Below are 20,122 nucleotides of genomic sequence, written 5' to 3'. Positions count from 1 at the left end.
GCGCACCAGCTTCGCTCTCCATAGAATAAGGAACACCGTCGATGCCTGCTTCCCATCCAACCCACGACACCCGGGGCCATACCAGAGTATGACGCTACGCATCATCATCGCCGACGACCACCCGGTGGTACGCATTGGGGCCCGCTCCGTGATCCATGGCAGTGGCGTAGGTGAGGTCGTCGCAGAAGCCAGCACGGCGCAGGACCTGCTTGCCCATCTTTCCAGCTTTCCCTGCGATGTGCTGGTGACGGACTACTCGATGCCCGACAGCAGCGTGCCGGACGGGTTCGCGATGATCAGCATGATCCGACGCCGCTATCCGCAGCTTCCGGTGCTGATGCTGAGCGTGTCGAGCAACCTGGCGATCCTGCGCATGGTGCGCGATGCCGGCGTGCTGGGACTGGTGGACAAAGGATCATCGATGGACGAACTGCCGGTAGCCATCCGGACCGTGCATCGTGGGTTGCATTACGTCAGCAGTTCGCTGAAGGAACGGGTGGATGCGGCGGGTAGCGGCGCGATGGCCGAAGGGGAGGGACGCCCGCCTTCCCCGCGCGAAGTGGAAGTACTGCGCCTGCTCGGAAAGGGCATGACGGTGAAGGAGATCGCCAACATACTCAACCGCAGCGCCAGCACCATCAGCCGGCAGAAGGGCGATGCCATGCTGAAGCTGGGCCTGAGCAGCGACGCGGAGTTGTTCGACTACCTGCGCAACGGGCAGCTGTAGCCGCGCGCCACCGCGGGGTCAGTTCGCTTTCAGGGACTTCAGCGATGCCACCCTTGCATCGAACAGCTGCAGGTCTTCATCGGCCAGCTGCGCCCAGTCCAGCGGCGCGCCGATCAGCTCCTCGACGAGCCCGGCAGGTTCCGCATCGAAGCCGCGTGCCTGCACGCGCGCATAGCGTTCGGCAAAGCCGGCATCGCTTTCGCTGAGCGCATACAGCTTCACCGCCACCAAGCCGGCGAACAGATAGTTGGTCAGGTACATCGGGTCCTGGTAGAACAGGCGCTTGCCTGCCCAGGTGGTGTCCAACCCGGGCCCTGGTGCAGGCTGCCGGTAATCGTTCCGCACCTGCTGCGCCAGCGTATCCAGCGCTGCTGCATCCTGCACGCTGCCATCATGCACGCCACGGTGGATCGCGGCCTCCAGCTGTGCCTCCTGTGCGGAGGTGAACAGCTGCAACGACATGTCCGCCAGCAACCCGCGCAGGTAATAGTCGCGTTCCGCAGGCGTCACCGCATCGCGGACCAGCTGATCGCGATACAGCAGTTCGTCGAAGATGGCGAACGTCTCCTCCAGCCACGGCGTGCCGTGGCGGAACAGCGATGATGTGCCATTGAGGTTCATCAGTTGCCCGTGCACGGCGTGTGCGCCCTCATGCACCACCTCCACGTCGCTTTCGCCATCGGCACGCCGGTGCCCCACGAACAGCACCGATGTCGAGTGCGGCGCCGTGATGGAAAATGCGTCGCGCTTGCGCGTACCCAGCCGCGAATCGAAATCCATGCGACCACCACGCGGGTCCAGCACCGCACCCAGCTGTGCTGCATGCGCGTCGCCCAGCCGCCGGGTCGCGCGCGTGGCGACCTGGCGCACCCTCTCCATGGTCAGCGCAGGTGCGGTGAACCCTTTCCCTGGCGCGGCGGCATTCCACGGTGCGTCATCGGTTGACGCCGCGCCGCCTGCACCGGTGGGCATGCCCAAGGCAGTCTGGTAAGCCCGATAGGAAGCTGCATGCGACTGCAGGGCGTGCAATGCAATGGCCACATCCTGGCTGGACAGGCCGATCCCGGCATAGGCTGCTTCGGCCGAATCGGCGTAGCCACGCGCCACCGCCAGGCCATCGCGCAGCCGCACGATACCGAGCAGTTCCTCGGCCAATGCCGGTTTGCGTTCAACCATCGCCGCCTGGTGCAGCTTCCACGCCTTCTCACGCAGCGCTTCGTCAGGCATCGCCATCAGGGTATGGAAGTCGGTGGAGACATTCAGCGCACGCCCATCGGCCTGCAACTCCGGAAACCCCGAGGGCGCCATGGTCTGCCGGTACAAGTGTGCAAAGCGGTCCTCGGATGCCTCTGCGGCATCGGCCAGCGGCTGGCTTCCCGGCGGCAACGGGTGTGCCTGTGCGCGGGCACTGCGCTGGCCCAGGTAAGCATAGGGCCGCGCCCATGCGGCATCGGCAGGGGCATCACGCAACTGCGCCTTCGCGTTGCCTGCCATGTCCGAGCACAGGTCTTCGACGTCATCGCGCGCCGCGCGGGCCACGGTGTCCCCGACATCACGCGCGGTGATCAGTTCGAAGTAGGCATAGTGGTCCAGGCACTGGCCGAACAGCGCTTCAAGCGCATGAAAGGTAGCGGCCGCGCTGGCGTGCGGCGACGCCTGGGCCCGGGTGACGCTCCGCAGTTCGCTGGCCAGTTCCGCGCGTGACGTACGTTCGGCCGCTGGCGTGGCGAAATAGCGCGCCACGTCCACCGACTGCGAAGCCACCGGCACCGCGATGCCCGGCGCCGACAGCGCGATCAGCGGCAGCATCCCGATGACGCTGGCTAAGGCCACGCGCCGCAGCGCCCCACGCACGTCCATTGCACCACTCATGCCGTCCTTCTCCAGGCCACTCCATGCGGAAGACTACCGCAACGGCCAGCCGGCGACATCCGGGGCACGACAGCGCAAGCTCGCAGGACGTGCGGCACCCGGCATCAGTCGAAATGGAACCGCATGTCCTGCATGCCCATTGCAGGGTCGCTGACGCCCGGCCGGCCATCTTCGGCCCGTCCAGCCAGGCGTTGGCGCATTCCGGGTTGCTGCAGGACCACGTCGTACCAACCGCCCGTGGGCGCGGCATCCCAATCGATCGTGGTCGCCATGCCGGGTGCCAGCTGCAGTTGCCGTTCCGGCATCGCCCCTGCGTAGGCAGCGCCCTGCAGGCCAACCCCTACCGCCTCGTTGCCTGGGTTGTGCAGGTGCAGGGAGAGGCGCCCGCCGATGCGTTGCACGTCTGCCTGGACCGGCGCGGAGGCAGCAGCGTGGCCGCGGAAATGACGGTGGAAACCGTTGGGGCCGAGCAACCACAGGTCGACGCCATCCTGCGCATCCAGCGCCCAGCGGTCTTCCATCGGCGTGTCCGGCAACAGCGTATAGCGCCGCGGAATCGCATCCAGCCGCAGCCCATCGTAGACGTGCAGCACCGCCGCCGCGCCCTCGCAGGCCAGCGTCATCCGCACTTCGGCGGTGGCCGCGTCCAGCTCGACGCGCGCCTGCGGGCGGTATGGCAGCGGCCGCGACGGGCGCACCCCGCGTTCCTGTCGCGCGGGATGCAGCCCTTCCGGCAGGACCGGTACGGTGCGTCCGGGCAAGGCGGCCGCGCGCGCGGCAACATCGGCCACTGACGGCAACGCAGCCACGAACGGCCGTGTGTCGGAACGGGAGAAATCGAAGGCGCCGGTCAGGTCGCCGCAGACAGCACGTCGCCATGGGGAGATATCCGGGGCCGCCACGCCGAATCGGCGCTCTATCAGCCGGATCACCGAGGTGTGGTCATACACCTGCGAATCGACCCAGCCACCCCGGCTCCACGGCGAGATCACGTACATCGGCACCCGCGGCCCCAGGCCGTACGGACGCCCCCTCAGCACCAGCTCGTCCTGTTTTTCGTTGCCTGGCGAGGGCAGCAGGTGGTACTCGCCTTCGGTGGATACCGACGAGGCACCCGCCCAGCCGCCGTGCTGGGCCGGATCCCGTGACGGCGGTGCGGGCGGCGGCATGTGGTCGAAGAAGCCATCGTTCTCGTCGAACATCAACAACAGCGCGGTGCGGCTCCAGACCTGCGGGTCGGCCGTCAGTGCATCCAGTACCTGCGCCGTATAGGCAGCGCCCTGTGCCGGGCTGGAAGGACCAGGGTGTTCGCTGCCTGCTGCATCGGCAATGAGGAAACTGACCTGGGGCAGGCGCCCGTCGAGCACGTCCTGGCGCAGCTGCGCCAATCCCCGCGTACTGACCCCGCGCTCGCGCAGGGCGGCATCATGGCCGGGGCCGGCCTGCCACGCACGGCGAAAGGCATCGAAGCCAGCCAACGGGTTGTCGGTGAAGTTGTCCGCCATGTCCTGGTAGATGCACCAGTCCACGCCTGCCTGCTGCAGGCGCTCGACGTAGGTGGTCCAGGTATACGGATCCGGGTAACCCCCCAGTTCCGCGAAATTGTCGTGCGAGTTGGCTACCGCCGGGCCACCGCCGCGCGCCTGCGGGTCATTGTGTCCGGTCCACAGGTACAGGCGGTTGGGATTGGTACCGGCCTGCATCGCGCAGTGATACGCATCGCACACGGTGAACGCTTCGGCCAGCGCGAACTGGAACGGCAGGTCCGCGCGCCGGTAGTAGCCCAGCGCATGGTCCTGCTTGGCCGCCGGCCAGTGCGCCATCCGCCCATGGTCCCAGGCCCGCTGCGCGTCCGGCCAGGTATGCGGCGTACCTTCCACCCGCATGTAGCCGAAGTGCGCTGCGGTATCCAGCGGGAACGGGGCGATGGCCGCCGTTCCCGCCGCATCCGGTTGCAGCCATAGCGTCCGCCTGGGTTGCCCGGCCTGCAACGGCGCAGCTGGCACGACGAAGCGGTCGCCAAAGCCGCGGACACCGGGCAAAGTGCCGAAATAGTGGTCGAACGACCGGTTTTCCTGCATCAGCACCACGATGTGCTGCAGGTCGTCCAGGCTGTGGCTGCGCGCGTCGGGCGCGATGGCCGCAGCGCGGGCGATGCTGGGCAACAGTGCGGCGATGCCACCGGCCAGCCCGCCCTGGAGCAGGCGGCGGCGCCCGATGTCATCGGGCGGGCGGCGTTTGCCGGTCACAGGTCGACCCGCACCGAGAAGCCGACCGTGCGCGGCGCACCGATGAAGGCCGTGTCGCTGCCATCCACGCCGGCCAGGTAACGGCGATCGGTGAGGTTGCTGACCACGAAGCTGGCGCCAACGCCCTTCAGTTTCGGCGACAGCTCCTGCAGGTCGAAGCCGATGTTGGCGTTGAACACGGTAGCCGACGGCAACCTGTTGGCATTGGACGCGTCCAGGTAACGCTCGCCGAGGTAGCGGCCGGACAGGCCGAAGTTCCAGCTTTCGCCCTGCCAGTCGGCCGACACCACCAGGGTATGGCGCGGCTGGCCGATCACCTGGGCACCGTCGACGATGCCCAGCTCGGCATCGCGCGCGGCATTGCCGCTGCCCAGGTACTCGGACCGGTTGTAGGTGTAGGCACCATTGAGCCGCCAGCCACTGCCCCAGCCATAGCCCAGCGCGGCCTCCACGCCCGTGCTTTCGACACCGCCGAAATTCTCGTATACGCCATCGGTCTCGTCCAGGTAATCGATGCCATCGGCCAGGCGCGCCGGCAGGTAGACGATGCGGTTGTCGAACTTGATGTTGTACAGCGTGATGGAGCCGGTCAGCGGCCACCGGCTCACGCGCAGGCCCAGTTCGATGTTGTCGGCGGTTTCCGGCTCCACGCGCGCGAAGCGCTGCGCATCGGTTTCACCGAGCACGCCGGATGGAATGGCGGCGAAGTTCTGTGAGTAGCCACCGAACAGTTCAAGGCCTTCCACCGGCAGCGTCCAGGTGGCGCCGGCCGACAACAACGGATCGGACTTCGAATCGGAGCGCACGTTCTCGGCGTCGCCGATGGTCCGCCGACGGGTCTGGTCGACAAAGAACTGCTTGACGCCCAGGCGCGCACTGAACGGGCCGAAGCGTGCCACGTCCTCGACGTAGTACATCTGCTCGTCGACCTTGTAGCGGTCTTCGAACTGCACCCAGTACGGCACGTTGTCAAAGGCGATGTCGGTACCCACGTTGAGCAGGCGGTGCCAGTCGCGGCGCACGGTGCGTTCGTAGTCTTCGACCCAGATGCCCGCGCGCACGGTATTGTCGATGCCACCCCATGCCTGCTTCCATTCCACGTCGGCAGTGAAGCCGGCACGATCGTTGTCGTAGTGCGAGTGGCGATAGGACTGCACGCCCTGCACGCCGGCGGCGTAGCAGTTGGGATCGTATTCCGCGCTGAAGCCAGCGCGCGGCGTGCAGCCGGGGGTCATCTGCGCTGCACTGCCGTCCGGATTGACGAAGTAGAACTGCCCCAGCGCCGAGCCACCGTACACGGTGTCGCCACCGAGGAATTCCGATTCAGGACGGCCAGCTCCATCATCACGTGCCTGCACCAGGTAGGGCGGAAGCCAGTCACCGCGCCCTTCCATCTTGTGCAGGTAGCCGGCCACCGAAGCCTTGAAGCCGTTGCCGCCATCGAAGGCCGCACGCAGGTAGCCGAAGGTATTCTCACGCAGCGCGCGTGAGCCGGACCGGTAATTCTGGTCCAGGTACGGGATGCCGGTCAGGTTGCCGACCAGGCCGTCGCGATCGGGATTGGTGGCGAAGCTGGCAGGCGACACGCTGGTGTATTCGGGTTCGTTGGCATCGTTGTACGACGCGTAACCGGTCAGCGTCCAGCGGTCCAGCTCGGTGATGAATTTGCCGGCGATGTTGTCGTTGCTGGTGCGGCCAGTACCGTCGATCCAGTCGCGGACTTCGGCCGAAGACGCGCTGATCCACGCACGGGTATGTCCACCAAGCACGCCGGTGTCGTAGCGCGCATAGTATTTCCGCGCGTCGTTGTCGCCGCCACCGACGACGAAGCGCACGCGCTGTTCATGCAACGGGTCGCTGGTAAGGAAGTTCAGCGTGCCACCCAGCGCCTCGTTGGAACGCGAGGAAATATCCGCGGTTCCCTGGCTGACCTCGACGGTTTCCAGGTCCAGCGTGTCGATGAAGCGGTTGGCCAGCGAACCACCGCCGTAGCCGGATCCGCCGTTGGGCAGGCCATCGATGGTGGTGCCGATCTGCTGCGTGTCGCGGTTGGTGACGAAGCCACGCATGCTGATCTGCGTGCCCCATACCGACGATCCCGTGGCGTCTGCTTCACTGACCACCACGCCAGGCAGTTCGTTGAGCGCATTGTTGACGCTGCTCAGGATGGTCTGCCGGTTGAGGGTTTCCTTGCTGACCGAAGTCTTGGCGTAGCTGGTCGCCTGGCCGATGACCTGGACCTGGTCGAGGGTCCTTGCCTCATCAGCCGGCGCGGTATCCGCCGCGAGGGCCTGGATGGCAGGGAGGAGCATGATGGCGAGCAGGGAAGCGCGTGGGTAACGTCCGGTAGCGGGCATCGATTCAGGCCATGGGGTGGGGTCTGCCGGAGTATTGGCGGGAGCAGTGACGTGCCCATGACACACAGGAGTACCATTGCCCGCCACGCACCTTGCTGGCCGGCACCACCGATCACTTTCCAATGACCACGACCGACCACCACGTCCAGGGCCTCAACAATGACGAGGTCGTCGCCGACTGGCCTGCGATCAGTGAGCAGGAGATCGCCTGGCTGCAGGGCCGCTATGCCGAACTCGAGGGTGATTGCCGCCTCGCGTGGCACAGCCCGCGCCCGTTCTCGGCAGCCGCGTTGGTCGCCGGCCCGCAGGGCCGGTTTTTCGTCAAGCGCCATCACCACGACGTGCGCACGCCGGCAGTGCTGCGCGAGGAGCATCGTTTCATCGCCCACCTGGAGGGTGCCGGGATACCGGTTGTCCGGGTGCTGCAGGATCGCGACGGCGACACGGCAGTCGAGCAGGGCACCTGGACCTACGAACTGCATGCCGAAGGCAGCGGCCACGATCTGTATCGCGATGCACCGTCGTGGACACCGCTGACCGACGTGCCGCAGGCGCGCGAGGCGGGACGGATGCTGGCCCTGCTGCACCGGGCCTCTGAACGCTACCGCGCGCCCCAGCGCAGCACGCACCTGCTGGTTGCGCGTGACGAGCTGATCCGTGCCACCGACCCGGTCGCGCTGCTGCAAAGCCAGCTTGCCCAGCGCCCCGGGCTGGCAGGCTACCTTGCTTTGCAGCCCTGGGAGGATGACCTGCGTCGTTGCGTACTGCCGTGGCACGCGGGCCTGGCCGCGCGCCTGCGGGCCGAGCCAACGCTGTGGGGCCACAACGACTGGCATGCCTCCAACCTGTTGTGGCGCCGCGATGGCGATGCGCAGGCGGTGGAAACCGTGCTCGATTTCGGCCTGGCCTCGCCGACCAGCGCGTTGTTCGACCTGGCCACGGCCATCGAACGCAATGCCATCGCGTGGCTGCAGTTGGAGGGCCAGGCATCGCCGGTGCACGTCGGTATCGCGCTGGCGCTGGTTGAGGGCTACCGGCAGGTGCGACCGCTTTCGAGCGCGCAGGTCCACCTGCTGGCCGACCTGCTGCCGGTGGTCCATCTGGATTTCGCGCTGTCTGAAGTGGAGTATTTCTTCGGCGTGATCCGCTCCAGGCAAAGCGCCGACGTGGCTTACCACACCTTCCTGCTCGGCCATGCTGACTGGTTCAGGTCGCCCGATGGGCAGGCGCTGGCGCATGCCCTGCATGCGGCGGCATGAGCCCCACGCTCGCAAAAGCGTACCGTTTGTAGTGAAATAGCCACTGAAGCGGGGGTGCCTGGCGAAACCAGGCTGAGAGAGTCCCTTGGAACCTGATCCGGTTTGCACCGGCGTAGGGAGCTTTGAGCAGCAGGCGCATGGTCCCCCTCGGGTCAGTGCGCGCGCGCCGTCGCTTCGTCTCCTTGCCTTGGCCGATGACGAATCGAATGAACCGCTGCTTCCGACCCACGCTGTTGACCGTTGCCCTCTGCGCCGCGCTGCCGCTACACGCCAGTGAAGCCGTGGCAGAGGCGCCCGAACGCTCACCCACCGACCTTGCCGCCGTTCGCGTGCAGGCCCGGCAGCCGGCCACCGATGCCACCCAGTCCAACAGCTTCGGCGCTGGCGACTGGAAGAGCACGCCTGCCTCGATGGTCGTCCTGGACCGTTCGATCCTCGATAACCGCCACGTACGCACCCTGGCCGAGCTGGCCACCCAGGATGCCTCGCTGGGCGACAGCTATGCGCCGGTCGGTTATTACCAGAACATCGCGATCCGTGGCTTTCCGCTGGATACCGGCACCGGCTATCGGTTCAATGGCCTGGCTACCACCGGCGAACAGCGCCTGGCGCTGGAAAACATCCAGCAGGTGGAAATCCTGAAGGGCGAAGCCGGGCTGGCGGCCGGAGTGATGGCACCGGGCGGCATCATCAACTATGTGGGCAAGCGTCCCGTCGAAGTCCGCACCGTCACCCTGGGCACGGATGCGGAAGGCTCACGCTACACCGCCGTGGACGTGGGCCACTGGCTGTCACCGCGTTTCGGCGTGCGCTTGAATGCGGCCTGGGAGGACAGCGCGTCCTACATCGACCATGCCGATGGCCGACGCAATTTCTACTCGCTGGCTGCCGACTGGCTGATCGGTGAACGTGGCAAGCTGGAAGTGGATGCCAACTACCAGACCAGCGCGCAACGTTCGGCATCCGGCTACCAGCTGCTGGGTGGCGTGCAGCTTCCGCGCGGCGTGGACCGCAAGCAGATGCTGGGCTACCAGGCATGGCAGCGACCGGTGGGCATCGACAGCACCAACATCACCGCACTGCACACCTTCGATATCAGCCCGCGCTGGCAGTCGCGCGTGTCGGCCAGCCACAGCCGCTCGGTGATCGATGACAACGTGGCCTTCGCCTATGGCTGCTTCTACGCAGCGCAGTGCGCCGACGGCAGCGTGCCGGGGCAGTACTTCGCGCCGGACGGCGACTACGACGTGTATGACTACCGCAGCCCGGATGACACCCGCCGCAACCAGGAACTGCGCGCCGAACTTCGGGGCTCGTTCGACACCGGCGGCGTCGGCCATCAGCTCAGCGTGGGCGTGGATGCCTTCCACCGCACCGTAGACAAGCGCCAGAACGTCAACGAATACGTGGGCACGGCGAACATCGCCGATTCGCGCGTGCCGCAGTTCGCGCCATCTCCGCTGATGCCCGGCGCCTCGGCACGGCGCCTGGACAGCTGGCAGCGCGCGCTGTTCGTGCTGGACCGCGTGCGCTTCGGCGATGACTGGCAATGGCTGGCCGGTGGGCGCATGGTGCGCCTGGACGAGCGCGCCTACGACAAGCGCGGCACCCCTGAGCGCCACAGCCGGATCTCGCGTTTCCTGCCGCAGACCGCGCTGGTCTGGAGTGCGACCGATGAGCTCAACGTCTACGCCAGCTATGTGCGTGGCATCGCGCTTGGCCAGGAAGCTCCGTTCTGGACCTCCAATGAAGGCGCCTTCCTGCCCTCGGTGCTGTCGCGCCAGCTTGAAGTGGGCGTCAAGTACGCTTCGAGCGATGCGCTGACGCTGGGCGCCGCCGTGTTCCGTACCTCGCAGCCGTTCCAGTATGCAAAACCGGATGGCAGCGACATGGGATATACCTTCGTCCAGGAAGGGCAACAGACCCATACCGGGCTGGAGCTGACCGCGCGTGGACGCGTCACCGACCAGCTTGAAGTAACCGCGAGCGCAAGCCTGCTGCAGGCACGCGCACGCGATGCCGGCACGGCGGCCTACGAAGGCCACCAGTTGATCAACGTGCCCAAGGTGCGCGCGAACCTGCACGTGGACTACCAATTGCCGTTCGTGGATGGCCTGGCCGTCGGCGGTGGCTGGCGCCATGCCTCTTCCAACGTGGCTACCGCGGACGGCAACGTGCGTGCGCCGAGCTACAGCGTGTTCGACGTGGGGCTGCGCTTCCAGCACCAGCTGCGCGACCATCCAGTGACCTGGCGCCTGTCGGTGGACAACGTGTTCGACAAGTTCTACTGGCGTGATACCGGCAGCAGTTCCGGCGATTACTACCTGTTTTCCGGCGCCCCGCGCCAGGCGCGCCTGTCGGTCAGCTTCGCACTATGAATGCCGACGTGCTGGAATGGTCTGCCGCCGCGCTCAGCATCGCGGGGGTATGGCTGATGACGCGGCGACGGATGATCGGCTGGCCGGTCGGCCTGGTCTCCGTGGCGCTGTATGCGTTCGTGTTTGCGGAGGCGAAGCTCTATTCGGACACCCTGCTGCAGGTCGTGTTCGGTGGCTTCCTGGTCTACGGGTGGATGAGCTGGCGGCGCAACGCCGAACCCGATGGACTGGTCAGCATCGTCCCGCTTGCTGGACGGCGCTGGCTGCTTGACCTGGGGGTGGGCATCGCCTTCGGATTGGCACTGGGCGCTGCGATGCATACGTATACCGATGCGGCATTGCCGTGGCTGGACGCGATGCTGGCCGCGCTGAGCCTGGTGGCGCAGTGGTGGCAGGCGCGGCGGCACGTTGCAGCCTGGTGGCTGTGGATCATCGTCGACGTGGTGTATGCCGGGATGTACGTGGGCAAGTCGCTCAACGTGACCGCCGCACTGTACGTGGTGTTCATCGGGCTGGCGGTGCTGGGGCTGCGGCGGTGGACGGCTGCCGGCCGGCAGGCCGCCGGTGTCCCCTCGTCGTTACCCCGGTGACCGCACTGTCTCAGCCATCAGTCGAACACGTCAGCGCTTCCCACCGCTCCAGTTCCACCGCCAGGCTTTCCAGCTTCTGCCGCACCAACACCAGCGCATCGCTGCCAAGCAGCAGGTGCGCTGGTGGCACGTCGCTGTCGATCACCTGCAACATGGCACGTGCCGCCTTCAGCGGATCGCCCAGCTGCTTGCCGCTGACCTCCTGGCGACGCAGGCGGACCGGATCGAACATACCGTCGTAATCTCCTATCACCCGCGGGCTCCTGACCATGGAGCGACCTGCCCAATCGGTGCGGAACGATCCCGGTGCCACCGCCGTGACATGGATACCGAAGCCCTGCACTTCCTTGCCCAGCGCCTCGCTGATGCCTTCGAGCGCGAACTTGCTGCCACAGTAGTACGCGATGCCTGGCATGGTGATGAACCCGCCCATCGAGGTCACGTTGAGTATCCTGCCGGCACGGCGCGCGCGCATGTGTGGCAGCACGGCCCTCATCATCGCCACGGCGCCAAACACATTGACGTCGAACTGGCGCTGCATTTCGGACAGCGGCGATTCTTCCATCACGCCCTCGTGCCCGTAACCGGCGTTGTTCACCAGCACGGAGATCGGCCCGACGGACTTTTCGATCTCATCCACTACAGGTGCGATCGCCGCGAAATCGGTGACGTCGAGGATGCGGGCGACCGCATGGCCAGGCGCAAGCGCCTCGAAGGCTGCCGCGGCATCGGGGTTGCGCAGCGTCCCCACCACGCGATGCCCGGCCGCGAGCGCCTCCTGTGCAAGGGCCCGCCCGAATCCGCTGCTGACGCCGGTAATGAGGATTGTCTTCGGGGTGGTCATCACGTACTCCAGCACTCAAGGGGAGTACATGATAGGAATGCCATCCGGGCGCCGTAACGCCGGTTTCTTTAGAATTATTGCCTATTCCTATGAATACCAAGATGACCGCTCGAATGGATCCGGGAGTTCCCACCGCCCCTGGACAGCTTCCGCTGGCGCCCCTCGTGCTGGCACTGGCACCGCAGGAAGGCTACAACCTGACCGCCCTGCCCAGCGTCAGGCTGTTGCGTTCGGACCGCCCACTGGCCGAGACACCGGTGCTGTACGACCCGGGCATCGTGATCGTCTGCCAGGGAAGCAAGCGTGGGTATTTCGGCGAACGCACCTACGTGTATGACGCGCATCAGTACCTGGTGGTGTCGGTACCGGTGCCTTTCACGATGGAAACGGATGCCTCGGCAGAACAGCCGCTGCTCGCGCTGTATCTGCATCTCGACTTCCCGCTGGCGGCCGAATTGATGCTGCAGATCGACCGCCACGACGGACCGGTATCCGGCGCCGAACCGAGGAGCATGATGTCCAGCCCCATGGATGCGGATATCCACGGCAGCGTGCAACGCCTGCTGCAGGCACTGGCACGGCCGATGGATGCCGCGATCCTGGCGCCGCAGCTGCTGCGCGAACTCTACTTCCGGATACTGACCGGCCCGCAGGGCGGCTCCATGCGCGCGGCCCTTGCGATGCAGGGCCATTTCGGCAGGATCGGCAAGGCACTGCAACGCATCCACGCATCCCATGACCAGCCACTGGACATCAGGCAACTGGCAGAAGAAGCCGGCATGAGCGCACCGTCTTTCCACAGCCACTTCAAGGCCGTGACCTGCACGTCTCCCATGCAGTACCTCAAGTCGACGCGGCTGCACCGGGCGCGGTTGCTGATGGCGCGGGAGGGCATGACGGCTGCGGCGGCATGCCATGCGGTGGGCTATGAAAGCAGCTCACAGTTCAACCGCGAGTTCAAACGCCTCTTTGGCCTGACCCCGGCCAAGGAAGCGCAGCGCATGCTGCAGCGCTTCGCCATCCCGCCCATGCACCCTCGATCAGCTTACGTGTCATCGCACTGACCTAGCGGCCAGATCGCTCCACGAACTCGATGGCGCCTTCCGGATTGTTGGTGAACAGCACATCCACGCCAAGGTCCAGATAGCTGCGCCAGGCCTCCGGGGTATCCACCACTTCCGAATAGACCTGGATGCCGGCGTCCTGCAACGCGGTTACATCTGCCTTGCCGGCAATGGAGTCACGCAGCAGGATGCAGGTTGCATGGTGCTGCTGCAGGGTCGCAAGGAAGTCGCGGTGGCCCCAGTTATGCGCACCCAGCAGGCAGCTGCGGATACGTGGGTTGATGGCATGCAGGGCATCGATGGTGCGGTAATCGGAGGACTGCAGGATGAACCTGTCTTCCACTCCATGGCGGCGGACCATCGCTTCCACCAAGGCGGCGAACTTCACCGGGTCGACATCGGCCACTCCAGCGGTGGGCTTGGGCACCTTGGTCTCGGCGAAGAAGGCAACGTCCTTGCCCTGGTAACGTGCCAGCACTTCATCCGCCGTCGGCATGCGCGCACCGGGCACTGCCACATAGCCCTGCACGGCGTAGATGTCGCGCACCTGGGTTCCACAATCGAACTGCCGGGTCTGCGCCAGGGTCAGCCCGCGCACGGGCCCGGCCACGACATCCGATCCTGGGTCGGGGCTGCATATATCGGGGTTGATGGTCGCGTCATGGTGCACGACCAGCTGGTCGTCGGCCGTCATCACCATGTCGAATTCCAGCACCTCCACGCCCAGCTCGACCGCGTGGTCGAACGCACTGATGGTGTTCTCCGGCCGATGCATCGCCCCACCACGGTGCGCGGCGATGGCCGGGTGGCTGCCCGGCGCGGGTCGTTGCGTATCGGTCGTGGCGCAGGACGACAGCATGACGGCGAGGCAGGCGGCCAGCATCCGCATTCCTGTACGCATCATGCGCGGGCTCCGCGACGGTCCGTGGGGTGGGTCTGCAACAGGTTCATCGGTGTCTCCGGGATGTGGGTCGCTGCGATCACGTTGGGTGCGGCATCACGCCATGGTCAGAAGCTGACCTTGGCGTTGAAATAGAAATAACGGCCATAGACGTCGTACACGCCGCCGCCACCCTGGTAATACGTACGCGGCCGATAGGGCGGCTGCACGTCGAACAGGTTGTTGATACCGACGCGGAACACGGTGCGCTCGTTCATGTGCCAACCGACCGCCAGGTCGTTGTAGAGCCGCGCCGGCAGCTTGTTCCGGTCATAGGCTTCGCTGGATACGTTGGTGTAGTTCAGCGCCTTGCCCCAGTACCGGTTGTTCAGCCCGATTTCCCAGTCACCAACGTCGTAGGTCATCGAAAGATTGCCGCGCAGGTCCGGGTTCTGGTATCCGCCGTCGTAGATGATCCGGCTGGTGTCCACGCCGGGCAGGGTCGTGGTTTCGTACTTGAGCAGGTAGCTGGCGCGCAGCCCCATGCTCAACCGGCCTGGTCCCAGGTCGAAGCGGTAGTTCGCACCCAGGTCGATGCCCTTGGCCTCGGACTCCGATACGTTCATGTAGCTGGTATCGACGCCTTCGGCGTAGCCGCGCGCATCGCGGGTGACGCGGTCGCAGAACTCGTTGTCGGTGCTGGGCAGGTCAACGCACAGGTTCAGGATGTTCTGCTGCGAGATCGCCGTGATCATGTTGTCGAGCTTGATGTTCCAGTAGTCCAGGGTCAGGTCCAGGCCTTGCAGGAACTGTGGCTGCCAGACCAGGCCGGCACTGATGCTGTCCGATGTCTCCGGGGTGACGTCGGGGCTGCCGCCGCTGATGACGTAGCCGGTGCCGATTTCGCTGGGCAGGTAAGGCGTGGCCACGCCGAGCTGCTGCATCAGCGCGGCGCAGTTGGCGATGCGGGTGGGGTTGGCCTGGTAACTGGTTTCCAGGCAGGCATCGCGCACGCCGATCTCCTGCACGGCCCGGGCGGAATACAGCTCGCCAAAGTTCGGCACGCGCACGCTCCTGGACCGGGTGGCGCGGAAGGTGAGGCTTTCGATCGGTGCCCAGCTGGCGCCCAGCTTCCAGGTGTTGGTGGAGTCGAAGTCGCTGTAATCCGAATAGCGGTACGCCCCTTCCACGGTCAGGCGATGGGCAAAGGGAAGATCCGCCAGCACCGGCACCACCAGTTCCGCGTAGACCTCGGACACGTCGTTGGACGCTGCAAGCTCCGGCTCGTACGGCGCCCACGCCCCCAGGTGCGACAGTTCGCTGGCCGGCGGTGCCGCTCCGTTGTCGTCGACATTGTGGATCGACTCCCTGCGATGCTCGACGCCGAGCACGGCCTGCACCTCACCGGCCGGCAGCGCGAACAGGTTGCCGGCGATGCTGGCGCCATAGATGGTCTGCCGCTGCTCACGATGCTTGCGGCGCGACGCCAGCATCCAGTCGCGCACCTCCGGGCTGAGTTCATCAGTGCTGAAGATGTTGAACGGCACGCAGCCGATCGCACGGGCGGCCTCATCGCGGCATATCGGGTTGCCTGCCGCGTCGGCGATCACGTCGCGCGCAGCGATGAAGCGCGAAGCGATCGGCACGTTGTCCGCACGGATATCGTTGGTGCTGCGGCCGTGCTGCCAGAATGCTTCCCAGTGGAAGCCGCCGGGCAGCTCGCCCTCCAGTGTGGCGCCGAGGTTGGTGGTCTGGCGGTCGCTATGGTCGGTCATCTGGCCGAAGTTTTCGTAGCTGCGGCGCACGGGGGTGGAATCCAGGCCATTGGCCAGCATGACGTCGCGGAACGAACCGGGCAGGAACGGATTGTCCAGGTAAGCGGTGGCGCCGCCCGCGCCGTTGAGCCAGGTCAGGCGGTCATCGTCGCGGTATGGACGGCGATACGCGTTGTACTTGGAACGACCGTAATCGAAGTTCATGCCGAGCTTCACCCGGTCGCTCAACTGATAGTCGAAGCGGCCGAGGAAGGACGCGTTCTCGATAGGTGCGATCAGGAAATCGCTCCAATACTGGCTTTGCGGCATGCCACCATCACCGCCATCGCGTGAGCTGTCGCAACCGGATTCGCAGGTGGTGTACGCCCCCACGTAGGCCGATCCATCAGGGTTCAACAGGTACGTCTTGCCGCCTGCATAGATGTTCGCCACCGGCTGCAGGTACATGTTGGTCATGTTGTAACGGATGATGCGGTCAGGGATGCCGTCGTTCGGCCCGGTATTCTCCGGGTTGACCTGGTAGCTGAGATTGGTGTCCTTCGAATAGCGTTCGTGGAAGATGATGGGATCGTTCTTCGCCCAGGTGCCACCGAACATCATGGAGCCGCGCCCGTCGGCGAAAGCAGTGCCAGCCACCAGCGAGAACTGGGACTTCTCACCGCCACCGTCCTGGGAGAACCCGGTGGTGGCCGAGAACTCCAGGCCTTCGAAATCTTTCCGGGTGATGATGTTGGCCGCGCCGGTCACGGCGTCCGCGCCGTACACTGCTGCTGCGCCGCCGGTGATGATCTCGACCCGGTCGACCATTGCCGCCGGGATCATGTTGATGTCCACCGCCGACGAGGATTGGCCACTGGAAACACGGCGACGACCGTCGACCAGCGTCAGCGAGCGGGCCACGCCCATGTTGCGCAGTTCGATGGTCGCCATGCCGCCGTCGTACTGGCCTTCCGGTGCGCTGCTGTAGGGGCCGTTGCCGGGCCCGACCGCGACGTCCTGCAGGACCGTTTCATACAGGGTGGTCTTGCCCTGGCTCATGGCGCGCTGCATGTCGATCACACCGATGGGCATCGAGGATTCCAGTTCCGGACGCGCGATCCGCGAGCCGGTAACCACCATCTTGTCGAGCGTGCCGATCTCGCCTTCCCCATCGGCTGCGGCCGCGGGTTGTTGGGCGCCCAACACCGCCAGGCGGCCATCGAAGGAACGCACGACCAGGCCGGTGCCCCTGATCAGCGCTTCCAGCGCGGCACGCGTTTCCATCTCGCCGTGCAGTCGATTGACCTGGCGCCCTTGCGCATCCGTACCGGAAATAATGACCTGGATGCCCGCCTGGCGCGCGAATTCGCGTACGCCGCTGGATGCTGGCTGTGCGGCGATATCGAAGGCGGCACCGTGCGCCTGCGCGGACACCTGCAGGCACACCATGGCAAAGGTCACGCCGACGGCCAATCTGGAGAGGGAAGAGCGCACTGCGGAACTCCTGGGTTGATGAAGACATCACCCATCTAGACGGCAGGGTGCCGGCTTTCCGTCAGTGCACCGGATTAAATATTTGTTACCGCACCAGCCCAGCGGGAATCCCCTGCCGCGCAAGCCGCTGATTTCAGGCGTACTCTTGTCGTGCGACATGCGCGGGCATGCAGCCCTGCATTCAACCAGTGAAACAGTGGGAGATTCTTTCCGTGGCGACAAAAGATATGGCGCGTCTTCCGGTCCGGGCGGCCGGCCATGCAGGCAGCACCCTCATGTCCAGGTTGAACCGGCTGGCCGGCGCGTTGCCCTTGTTGGCCGCTCTCATGATGACGACGTCCGGTGCCGGTGCACAGCAAGCCAGGGTGACCCCGATGACGCCGGACATGTATCCCGCCTACGACGCCGTACGGCCCCAGGCCGACTATGTGCGGCGCGTTGCAATGGTGCCGATGCGCGATGGGGTCAAGCTGTACACCGTGATCGTGTTCAAGAAGGGCACCCAGGACGGCCCCATCCTGCTCAGCAGGACGCCCTACAACGCCGGCAAGGCGACCTCGCGCATGCCCAGCCAGCGCATCGTCGACATCCTGCCGCTGATGGATGCGGAGTTCGTCGATGACGGCTATATCCGCGTCTACCAGGACGTGCGGGGCCGCAACGGCAGCGAAGGCGAGTATGTGGTCAATCGGCCGATCCGCGGGCCGCTCAACGACACCGGCATCGACCATGCCACCGATGCGTACGACACCATCGACTGGCTGGTGAAGAATGTGCCCGAAAGCAATGGCAAGGTGGGCATCACCGGATCCAGCTACGTGGGTTTCACCGCGCTGGTGGCCACGATCGATCCGCATCCTGCGCTCAAGGCATCGGTGCCACAGAGCCCGATGGTGGACGGCTGGATGGGTGACGACTGGTTCCACAACGGCGCGTTCCGGCAGCTTGGCCTGGATTACGCCACCGGCCAGATGACCAATGCCGGAGACAACGGGCCGGTACCGACCGGCAAGGGGGATGACTACCTGAAATACCTGCGCGCCGGTTCCGCCGGCGACTACGCGCGCGCCTACGGCGTGGACAAATTCCCCTTCTACCAGAAGCTGGCGCAGAACCCGGCCTATACCGGATTCTGGTCGCTGCAGGCGGTGGACAAGTGGATCGCCGAGCGTCCGCTGAGCGTGCCGACGATGCTGGTGGTGGGGCAATGGGACCAGGAGGACAGCTATGGTGCACCCGCAGCCTATGCGGCGCTGAAGGACAAGCCCGGCGCGAAGGACAAGCTGCACCTGGTGATTGGTCCCTGGCGCCATTCACAGGTGAATTACCAGGGTGACAGCCTTGGCGCGCTCCGGTTCCCCGGTGACACCGCGCTCGAGTTCCGCACCCGCTACATGAAGCCGTTCCTGGACCATTACCTGAAAGGGGCACCGGACCCGAAGATTCCACGGGCACTGACCTACCAGACCGGCGTGAACCGCTGGGACGCCTCATCGCAGTGGCCCGCGGGCAAGGCGAAGTCGCTCTATCTTGGGGCGGATTTCTCGCTCAGCTTCTCGCCGCCGGCGGCAGCCGGGCATGACGAATACATCTCCGATCCGGCCAAGCCGGTCCCGTTTGTTCCTCGCCCGATCGACGCACGCGATGCGGATGTCTGGAAGCCTTGGCTGGTGCACGACCAGCGCTTCGTCAGCGACCGCCCTGACGTGCTGGTCTACCAGACCGCTCCGCTGGAAGAAGCGGTGCACATCATGGGCCCGCCGCAGGTGGACCTGTATGCGTCGACCAGCGGCAGCGACAGTGACTGGGTGGTGAAGCTGATCGATGTCTACCCAGACGGCGATACCTACACGCCGGAGATGTCCGGCTACGAGCTGCCGATCGGCATCGAGATCTTCCGCGGACGCTACGCGCACAGCTTCGAGAATCCCCAGGCACTGGCGCCCGGCAAGGTGGAGCGCTACCGGTTCGGGCTTCCGAACGTAAACCATACCTTCAAGGCGGGTCACCGGATCATGGTGCAGGTGCAGTCTTCGCTGTTCCCGCTCTACGACCGCAACCCCCAGCAGTACGTGCCGAACATCTTCGACGCGAAACCGGGCGATTACGTAAAAGCGACCCAGCAGGTGTATTTCGGCGCCGGGACAGCGAGTGCGATCGTGTTGCCGGTGGCTGGGGACTGAAAGCTGCTCATCCCATAGGGTCCGCATTCGTCAGATCGGGGCGGCTGGTGAAGTTGTCCACATCTTCCAGCGTGGCGACTTCGCGTCCATGCACATGGACGGACAAGATCATCGGCGCGCCGCCCTGTGTTCCAGCTGCAGCTCATCAAGCGATCCAGCTGTGCCCTCCTCCCGGAATTCCATTTCCATGCCAAGCGTGGAGAGAACGGCAAGCAGCTTTCGGGCTCCGAACTCGGTAACTCTGCCGACCTCGAATCGCGACAGCGTATCTGACGAGACGCCCGCGCTCCTGGCAACGTCCACCTGGGTCAGGCCTAGATCGCGGCGACGTTTGGCAACCGCCCGGCCAAGCTCATGGAGGGAGTGCATTAGACGTATATCTCTAATTTTTGGCTAATATCTGGCTAATTTACTTCTTCTTAGATGTATACGTCTAATTCATATTAGAGGCACCAGGTATGTCCCCGCTGG

Annotated in this window: 13 protein-coding genes and 1 riboswitch; of the genes, 6 read left to right on the top strand and 7 right to left on the bottom strand. The window is 65.4% G+C overall.

Annotation, left to right across the window (positions count from 1 at the left end; all coding sequences use genetic code 11):
* Positions 1-88 precede the first annotated feature (88 nt).
* Positions 89-727, top strand: coding sequence for a response regulator (locus H4O11_RS14845; RefSeq protein WP_182340201.1), 639 nt, complete (start codon positions 89-91; stop codon positions 725-727).
* An 18-nt stretch (positions 728-745) separates the two neighbouring features.
* Here H4O11_RS14845 and H4O11_RS14840 read toward each other — a convergent pair whose 3' ends face one another.
* The 3 genes from H4O11_RS14840 to H4O11_RS14830 all read right to left on the bottom strand — a co-directional run bounded on the left by H4O11_RS14840 (position 746) and on the right by H4O11_RS14830 (position 7,205).
* Positions 746-2,599, bottom strand: coding sequence for a gluzincin family metallopeptidase (locus H4O11_RS14840; protein WP_182340200.1), 1,854 nt, complete (start codon positions 2,597-2,599; stop codon positions 746-748).
* A gap of 104 nt (positions 2,600-2,703) precedes the next feature.
* Positions 2,704-4,848, bottom strand: coding sequence for a phosphocholine-specific phospholipase C (locus H4O11_RS14835; RefSeq protein ID WP_182340199.1), 2,145 nt, complete (start codon positions 4,846-4,848; stop codon positions 2,704-2,706).
* A complete protein-coding gene (locus H4O11_RS14830) occupies positions 4,845-7,205 on the bottom strand; it encodes a TonB-dependent receptor (RefSeq protein ID WP_182340198.1) in 2,361 nt (786 codons plus the stop codon). Before H4O11_RS14830 ends, H4O11_RS14835 begins: the two co-directional genes overlap by 4 nt.
* A gap of 122 nt (positions 7,206-7,327) precedes the next feature.
* On the opposite strand from H4O11_RS14830, the gene H4O11_RS14825 reads away from it, so the two are divergent.
* The 3 genes from H4O11_RS14825 to pnuC all read left to right on the top strand — a co-directional run bounded on the left by H4O11_RS14825 (position 7,328) and on the right by pnuC (position 11,432).
* Positions 7,328-8,464 carry a phosphotransferase enzyme family protein gene (locus tag H4O11_RS14825; protein ID WP_182340197.1) on the top strand — a complete coding sequence of 379 codons (1,137 nt, stop codon included), beginning with the start codon at positions 7,328-7,330 and terminating at the stop codon, positions 8,462-8,464.
* A gap of 40 nt (positions 8,465-8,504) precedes the next feature.
* A riboswitch (TPP riboswitch) is annotated at positions 8,505-8,600 on the top strand.
* A 70-nt stretch (positions 8,601-8,670) separates the two neighbouring features.
* Positions 8,671-10,842: a TonB-dependent siderophore receptor gene (locus tag H4O11_RS14820; RefSeq protein WP_182340196.1), complete on the top strand. Its 2,172-nt coding sequence runs from the start codon at positions 8,671-8,673 to the stop codon at positions 10,840-10,842.
* Positions 10,839-11,432: a nicotinamide riboside transporter PnuC gene (gene pnuC / locus H4O11_RS14815; protein ID WP_182340195.1), complete on the top strand. Its 594-nt coding sequence runs from the start codon at positions 10,839-10,841 to the stop codon at positions 11,430-11,432. Before H4O11_RS14820 ends, pnuC begins: the two co-directional genes overlap by 4 nt.
* A 10-nt stretch (positions 11,433-11,442) precedes the next feature.
* On the opposite strand, the gene H4O11_RS14810 is transcribed toward pnuC, so the two are convergent.
* Positions 11,443-12,276 (bottom strand): oxidoreductase, encoded by an 834-nt coding sequence (locus tag H4O11_RS14810; RefSeq protein ID WP_182340194.1) that lies wholly within the window; start codon positions 12,274-12,276, stop codon positions 11,443-11,445.
* Positions 12,277-12,377: 101 nt separating this feature from the next.
* Here H4O11_RS14810 and H4O11_RS14805 point away from each other — a divergent pair, with 101 nt between their 5' ends.
* On the top strand, positions 12,378-13,340 hold the full coding sequence (locus tag H4O11_RS14805; RefSeq protein WP_246333511.1) for an AraC family transcriptional regulator: 963 nt from the start codon (positions 12,378-12,380) through the stop codon (positions 13,338-13,340).
* Between the two features lies 1 nt (position 13,341).
* Here the strand turns inward: H4O11_RS14805 and H4O11_RS14800 are convergent, their stop codons facing one another.
* Together H4O11_RS14800 and H4O11_RS14795 are read right to left on the bottom strand one after the other, a co-directional pair.
* Positions 13,342-14,244, bottom strand: a complete 903-nt coding sequence (locus tag H4O11_RS14800; protein WP_182340192.1) for a glycerophosphodiester phosphodiesterase — start codon at positions 14,242-14,244, stop codon at positions 13,342-13,344.
* A 104-nt stretch (positions 14,245-14,348) separates the two neighbouring features.
* A complete protein-coding gene (locus H4O11_RS14795; RefSeq protein ID WP_182340191.1) occupies positions 14,349-17,468 on the bottom strand; it encodes a TonB-dependent receptor domain-containing protein in 3,120 nt (1,039 codons plus the stop codon).
* 275 nt (positions 17,469-17,743) lie between these two features.
* Between H4O11_RS14795 and H4O11_RS14790 the strand changes: the two genes are divergently transcribed.
* Positions 17,744-19,651, top strand: a complete 1,908-nt coding sequence (locus tag H4O11_RS14790) for a CocE/NonD family hydrolase (RefSeq protein ID WP_182340190.1) — start codon at positions 17,744-17,746, stop codon at positions 19,649-19,651.
* A gap of 108 nt (positions 19,652-19,759) precedes the next feature.
* Here the strand turns inward: H4O11_RS14790 and H4O11_RS19595 are convergent, their stop codons facing one another.
* Positions 19,760-20,020 (bottom strand): helix-turn-helix domain-containing protein, encoded by a 261-nt coding sequence (locus H4O11_RS19595; RefSeq protein ID WP_182340189.1) that lies wholly within the window; start codon positions 20,018-20,020, stop codon positions 19,760-19,762.
* Positions 20,021-20,122: the final 102 nt, after the last annotated feature.

The sequence above is a fragment of the Stenotrophomonas tumulicola genome, from assembly GCF_014117215.1.
Taxonomy (GTDB): Bacteria; Pseudomonadota; Gammaproteobacteria; order Xanthomonadales; family Xanthomonadaceae; genus Stenotrophomonas; species Stenotrophomonas tumulicola.
Note: the sequence above shows the minus strand (reverse complement) of the source record. Positions and strands in the feature narration are given on the sequence as shown.